This is a genomic window from Thalassobellus citreus, assembly GCF_044385915.1.
In the GTDB taxonomy this organism is placed as follows: Bacteria; Bacteroidota; Bacteroidia; order Flavobacteriales; family Flavobacteriaceae; genus Thalassobellus; species Thalassobellus citreus.
Genome location: NZ_JBISCC010000068.1, coordinates 1 through 4032, shown reverse-complemented (window position 1 = coordinate 4032; position 4032 = coordinate 1). Strand labels below are relative to the sequence as shown.

Genomic DNA, 4032 nt, shown 5'->3' with positions numbered 1-4032 from the left:
AGAGCAATAATTGTTGGTAAAATTCCAAGTAATACAACTACTAATATTATAATTAGTTGCCAAGCTCCAATCATTCCTAGATAAATCATTTTTCTCTTTTTTGTTATTAGTTCGTTTTTTTGGGCATTAAACCCAACGGTTGTGTATAAGAATAGTGCGATTTTGTGTCCGAGGATTTTCCGCAGGAAAATCAGAGTGACCAAATACGCACTAACTTTTTGATTTAGGAATAAATTTAAGCATTATTTCTTATACTTTGTTGTAGCGCGTTTATTTTCCAGTTCTATATCCAATTACAAAACTTGTCCATTCTATTCCCAAGCTTCCAATTTCTTTATTCTCTTTATTGGTCAAATGTGGAATCAATTCATTAAAAGGCAACATTACTCCAACAATTTTACTATTCGACTTGTCAATTATTATCGGACTGTATGGAACATCACTTTCAGTCCAAGTTATTTCGAAAACTAATAATTCAAAACGACCTTTTTCAAGTTTTTTATGAATTTTGAGTTGGTCAGCAGTTTTTTCTTTTTTTAGTTTTTTAACGAGTTCAGTCGTATTTGGTAAATATTCAACTGCTTTATTTTTTGGTTTCCATAATAATTCTCGTATTTCTACTTCATTTCCAATTTCAAGTTTGGATATCAGATTCTCGTAATCAACTTTATATTTCTTTTTAAAAATTCTCATTGGCAAAATGCGCTACAACGGTTGTGTATAAGAATAGTGCGATTTTGTGTCCGAGGATTTTCCGCAGGAAAATCAGAGTGACTAAAAAAGCACTAACCTTTTGATTTAGGAATAAAATTAAGCATTATTTCTTATACTTTGTTGTAAGTAGTGCTTTATTCAGTTGTTTCTTTTTTCCAATATTCTTTCTTTGCTTTTTTCTGTCTATAATATGCTACGAATATTAAAGAAAGAGGAAAGAATAAGATTATCAAAATCCATTTAAATATGTTTGAGATTAAAGTCATTTACTTTTCTTTTTTGATGCAATGTTCTTTTAACATTTCTCTTGCGTCTTTGTCTCCAAGTTTCGCAGATTCAATAAACGCTTGACAAGCGTTTATTGAATCCTTTTTCCCAATGTAAGCTTCACCAATTAAGTAATAGCAATCTTTTTTTGCATTGTTAGAAAGAAGGGACTTTTTAAAATCAGAAATTGCCATATCAAATTCTTCTATAGCTAGATACTCAATTCCGCGCTCAAAATATATTTCACAATCGTGCACATAATAGTCTGCATCATTGTCAAAGTACTTATAATCATCATTAAATTGGAAGGCCATAGCCTTTCCGTCTGAACTAGCGAAACTCTTTAGAGCTCCTTTTGTTTTAAGAGCTTTAGTATAATATTTGATTGCATGGTTCGGTTTTTCAAGTAAGCTAAAGTTATTAGCTATATTAAAGAGGGCAGAGGTATTGTCTGGGTCAAAGTCTAATATTCTTTTATAGTCTTTGTTGCCTTCGTCATAAAGACCCAAATCTGATTTATAAGTTCCTCTATTCAATAGGGCTGGTCTATGGTTTTCTTTTTTTGCAATTGCTTTATCAAGTAACTGTATAGCTAGTTTTAAATCTCCTTTTTTCTCAATATCTAAAGCTTTGTTATAGTATTCGGAAGCAGGCCTAAAATCGCAAGAGTTAAGGGTAATGACTATTAATAATATGTAGATCAGTTTTTTAGGCATTACTTACAACGGTTACGTATAATATTAGTGGCGCGTTTAAGCACTAATTTAGTAAATAGAAACTTATCAGCGGAAAATTCCGCAGGAATTTTCCAAATAGGCTAGAACCAGCCATTAATTTTATGCTTTGTTGTGCGCTGGCTTTTACTTTTTTTCAATTGAAATATTTGATAAGAAATTTTTTAAAGTTTTTATTCCGACACCAGGAATCTTTTTCAAATCTTCCTCCGTTATTTTTGATTTATTAACTCTTAACTTGATTATTTCTTTTGCTATTTTTCTTGAAATATTTCCAACAACTTCCAATTCGTCAAGTGAAGCATTATAAATATCTGGCTTTTTGTTAATGAACTTATCTTTATCCAAATAATCCAATAAATCAGCACACACTAGGTATATATGCATAACGGTTTTAATTGACTCTATTCTTGTGATATGACTATGGACTCCTTTATTTGCAATTTTGTAAGTTCCTTGAAGATACAATCCTAGTAGGTCTACGTGCTTTTTTGCTAAATCTCTATTTGACTTACTTTCAATACTCTTATCCATATAAGCCCATAATCGATTAATGTAGTTTTCTTTTGATAGGCTTCTTCCGTTTAGTTTTTCATCAGTTGCAGGAAATAGATTATCTGCTAATTTTTCGAAAAATCTTCTACAGCTAGTAAGTGCTTGTGACCATTCCTCTGGTTTATCTGAAGAAACAGATTTAAAAACTAACATCAATTTTTCTGCTAACTCTGGGTCAATTTCAAAAAGTACATCCTCTACATTGGCTTTTAAAATTTCAAAGTTTGATTCGGGTAGTGATTCGTATGCGTATTTTTTATGATATGCAGATGCTTTTTTGTAAGCTATAGCCTTAACAATAGATAAATTACTAGATAAGTTTGATTTATAAAATGTACCATCATTTCCTCTTTTTGATTTAATAAAATCATTGTACTTTTCCTCAACGAAGCCAATGTTATTTAGTCCACCACCAGATTCAATTGATTTTGCGGAAAGTTCTTCACTAGTAAATATATTGGCTAAATTAATTCCAATTTCCTCAAGTTTTTCAAATTTCTCCTTGAGGTCTTTTTTTGATTCTTTACTATTCTCCCTTTCGTTTTCAGTATAACTATCTAGCCAATTTTGGATTGGTTGTGTAAATAGTACATTTCCTAATTGAACTTCTGTCCAAATTGTCAATTTCTCTTCGTTTAATAATTTTCCAATCCTATTCAACTTTTGAATAGAGTTAAATAGAGGTAGTTTTGGATTTTGAAGGTTTTCCAGTACTTCTTCTAATAATAAAATTCCTTTTTCTTTTTTAGTACTCATTCAAATTTAGATTGGTTTTTTCAGCTTGCGCACAACGGTTTTGTGTATGATTAGTGGCGTGTTTAAGCACCTAATTTAGCAAATAATTACTGAATAGAAAATCCGCGAGGATTTTCGTAAGTAGGCGAGAACCAGCCATTAATTATACACGGTGTTGCCAGTAGTTTTTATTTTTCCGTTTCCATAAAATCTTTTGTCACTTGAATTCCTGCTTTCAAAATTCCGATAGTTCCAATTCCAAAAATTATAAATCCAATAGATAATTCTTTCAGAGCGTTTTGTTCTGTCGAAAAGTATCCTATGATTCCAGATATAATAATACTTAAAATTACTAATCCAAGGACGCTAAAGTAATATTTAGCGATTTTCGGTTTATGATAAACTTTTTTGTCTAACCAAGTCAATTTTCCGTAATCTTTTAGTGAGTCGAGTCCCATTCCAAGTCCTAAAAGTATCAAACCATAATTATAGTTTTCTAATAGATTACTATTTTCGGAAAAGAATGGTTTATAGAAATAATAAATTCCAATTATTAGTATCGGATATTTTATATAACTGAAGTAGTGAAATACTTTAATTACTTTTTCCATTTGTGTTTCTAAACTTTAATTCCGCATTAATTTTATTCAGTTTCATAAAATCAGAAATTACCATTGGTAAAAAGACAACAGGTAAAATCATCATTGAATCAAACTCATTTGTTTTAGAATAATCAATGACTTTAATAACGATAATAAATAAAACAATAATTCCGAGAAGCCAAGTTGTAATATTTTTTTTCTTCTGAATTTTAATTATCTCTTCTGTCTTTAATTTTAAAATATCATCAATTTTCATTTATAGACGTGGTTTCTCAAATTACTGGCAACGTTTATGTATAAGAATAGTGCGGTTTTGTGTCCGAGGATTTTCCGCAGGAAAATCAGAGTGACTAAAAATGCACTAACCTTTTGATTTAGGAATGAATTTAAGTATTATTTCTTATACTTTGTTGTACAACGTTTTT

The 4032-nt window shown here is 30.1% G+C and carries 5 protein-coding genes; all 5 read right to left on the bottom strand.

All coding sequences use genetic code 11. The features are described 5' to 3' along the window. Window positions 1–270: 270 nt before the first annotated feature. The 5 genes from ACH5TX_RS00410 to ACH5TX_RS00390 all read right to left on the bottom strand — a co-directional run bounded on the left by ACH5TX_RS00410 (window position 271) and on the right by ACH5TX_RS00390 (window position 3863). Window positions 271–699: a hypothetical protein gene (locus ACH5TX_RS00410; RefSeq protein ID WP_439337585.1), complete on the bottom strand. Its 429-nt coding sequence runs from the start codon at window positions 697–699 to the stop codon at window positions 271–273. 281 nt (window positions 700–980) lie between these two features. Next, on the bottom strand, window positions 981–1697 hold the full coding sequence (locus tag ACH5TX_RS00405) for a tetratricopeptide repeat protein (RefSeq protein ID WP_439334443.1): 717 nt from the start codon (window positions 1695–1697) through the stop codon (window positions 981–983). 144 nt (window positions 1698–1841) lie between these two features. Next, window positions 1842–3026, bottom strand: a complete 1185-nt coding sequence (locus ACH5TX_RS00400) for a ComEA family DNA-binding protein (RefSeq protein ID WP_439337584.1) — start codon at window positions 3024–3026, stop codon at window positions 1842–1844. 167 nt (window positions 3027–3193) lie between these two features. Beyond that, complete coding sequence (locus tag ACH5TX_RS00395; protein WP_439337583.1) at window positions 3194–3616, bottom strand: hypothetical protein; 423 nt, start codon at window positions 3614–3616, stop codon at window positions 3194–3196. After that, window positions 3600–3863, bottom strand: a complete 264-nt coding sequence (locus ACH5TX_RS00390) for a hypothetical protein (RefSeq protein ID WP_439337582.1) — start codon at window positions 3861–3863, stop codon at window positions 3600–3602. The genes ACH5TX_RS00395 and ACH5TX_RS00390 overlap by 17 nt, the downstream gene beginning before the upstream one ends. Between the last annotated feature and the right edge of the window lie 169 nt (window positions 3864–4032).